Source organism: Microbacterium sp. Leaf351, from assembly GCF_001423825.1.
Lineage (GTDB): Bacteria > Actinomycetota > Actinomycetes > Actinomycetales > Microbacteriaceae > Microbacterium > Microbacterium ginsengisoli.
Window position 1 is genome coordinate 105,736 of record NZ_LMPK01000036.1, and the last position, 1,763, is coordinate 107,498.

At 67.4% G+C, this 1,763-nt stretch carries 1 protein-coding gene and 2 pseudogenes; 2 read left to right on the forward strand and 1 reads right to left on the reverse strand.

Going from position 1 to position 1,763, the window contains the following annotated elements; genetic code table 11:
* Positions 1 to 302: pseudogene (locus ASG00_RS14615) on the reverse strand (FHA domain-containing protein); the annotation flags it as partial.
* Between the two features lie 170 nt (positions 303 to 472).
* Between ASG00_RS14615 and ASG00_RS18490 the strand changes: the two are divergent.
* Together ASG00_RS18490 and ASG00_RS18495 are read left to right on the forward strand one after the other, a co-directional pair.
* Positions 473 to 947, forward strand: a 475-nt coding sequence (locus ASG00_RS18490; protein ID WP_235559572.1) for an FAD-dependent oxidoreductase, incomplete at its 3' end; no start/stop codon positions are given.
* 1 nt (position 948) lies between these two features.
* A pseudogene (locus ASG00_RS18495) lies at positions 949 to 1,763 on the forward strand (dihydrolipoyl dehydrogenase family protein); the annotation flags it as partial.

Sequence of the window (1,763 nt, forward strand, 5' to 3'; positions counted from 1 at the left end):
CGGCGGGAGACGGTCACGTCGTCGAAGAAGATGTCGGCATCGGGGTGACGACCCACGGTCATCACATCGGCGTCGAGGAGGTAGCGGGCGCCCGCCGTGGGACCGGAGCGCACGATGAGCAGTGCCGAGCCGGTCGGAAGGGCCTCGATCGCCGCCATCTCCGGTTCGGTCAGCTCGCTGCCGAAGGGAACGAAGGACAGGTCGGAATCGTGACCGAACGTCTGCGTCGTGTCGTGCGCGGGTCGCTGCGCGTCGCTGGCGCCGCGCCGGATGTCGCCGGCGCCGGGCTGGTTCTCGTCCACGGTTCTGCTCCTCCTTCCCGTCCAGACTATCCGATGCGATCCGGTCGACCGCGCCCGGTTCGCCGGTTCATTCCCGCTCGATAGTCGCGCTGTCCGACGCCATGACGGAGCGGCTTCGCACGGCGGCCGACGCGGCATCCGATGGTCCCGGGCGGACTAGGCTGGGAACCATGCCTCATTACGACGTCGTCATTCTCGGCGCGGGTCCCGGCGGTTACGTCGCGGCCGTTCGGAGCGCCCAGCTCGGTCTGTCCACCGCGATCATCGAGGAGAAGTACTGGGGCGGTGTGTGCCTGAATGTGGGGTGCATCCCCTCGAAGGCGCTCCTGAAGAACGCGGAGCTCGCCCACACCTTCACCCACAAGGCGAAGCTCTTCGGCATCGAAGGCTCCGTCACCTTCGACTACGGGGTCGCGTGGGACCGCAGCCGCGAGGTGGCCGACGGCCGCGTCAAGGGCATCCACTACCTGATGAAGAAGAACAAGGTCACCGAGTACGACGGCCGCGGGACCTTCGTCGACGCGAACACGATCGATGTCGCCAAGGCCGACGGCCAGACCGAGCGCGTCACGTTCTCGAACGCGATCATCGCGACCGGCTCGACCGTGCGTCTGCTCCCCGGGGTCACCCTGAGCCAGAACGTGGNGATCGTCATCGTCGGCGCCGGCGCCATCGGCATGGAGTTCGCGTACGTGCTCTCCAACTACGGCGTCGAGGTCACGATCATCGAGTTCCTCGACCGTGCGCTCCCGAACGAGGACGCGGACGTCTCCAAGGAGATCGCGAAGCAGTACAAGAACTACGGCATCACCCTGCTCACCTCCACCAAGGTCGAGTCGGTCGTCGACTCGGGCGACAAGGTGACCGTCACCTACACCGACAACAAGAGCGGCGCGCAGGGGTCGGTCGAGGCCGACAAGGTGCTCATGTCGATCGGCTTCGCGCCGAACGTGACCGGCTTCGGACTCGAGACCACGGGTGTCGCGCTCACCGACCGCGGGGCGATCGGCATCGACGACTACATGCGCACCAACGTGCCGCACATCTACGCGATCGGTGATGTCACCGCCAAGCTGCAGCTGGCCCACGTGGCCGAGGCGCAGGCGGTCGTGGCGGCCGAGACGATCGGCGGCGCCGAGACCCAGACGCTGGGCGACTACCGCTTCATGCCACGCGCGACGTTCTGCTCGCCGCAGGTCGCCTCGTTCGGCCTCACCGAGCAGCAGGCCAAGGACGCCGGTCACGACATCAAGGTCGCGACCTTCCCGTTCATGGCGAACGGCAAGGCGCACGGCCTCGGCGAGCCCGTCGGCTTCGTGAAGCTCATCGCCGACAGCGAGCACCTCGAGCTGCTCGGCGCCCACATGATCGGGCCGGATGTCTCGGAGCTGCTGCCCGAGCTGACGCTCGCCCAGAAGTGGGACCTGACCGCGCTCGAACTGGCCCGCAACGTGCACACGC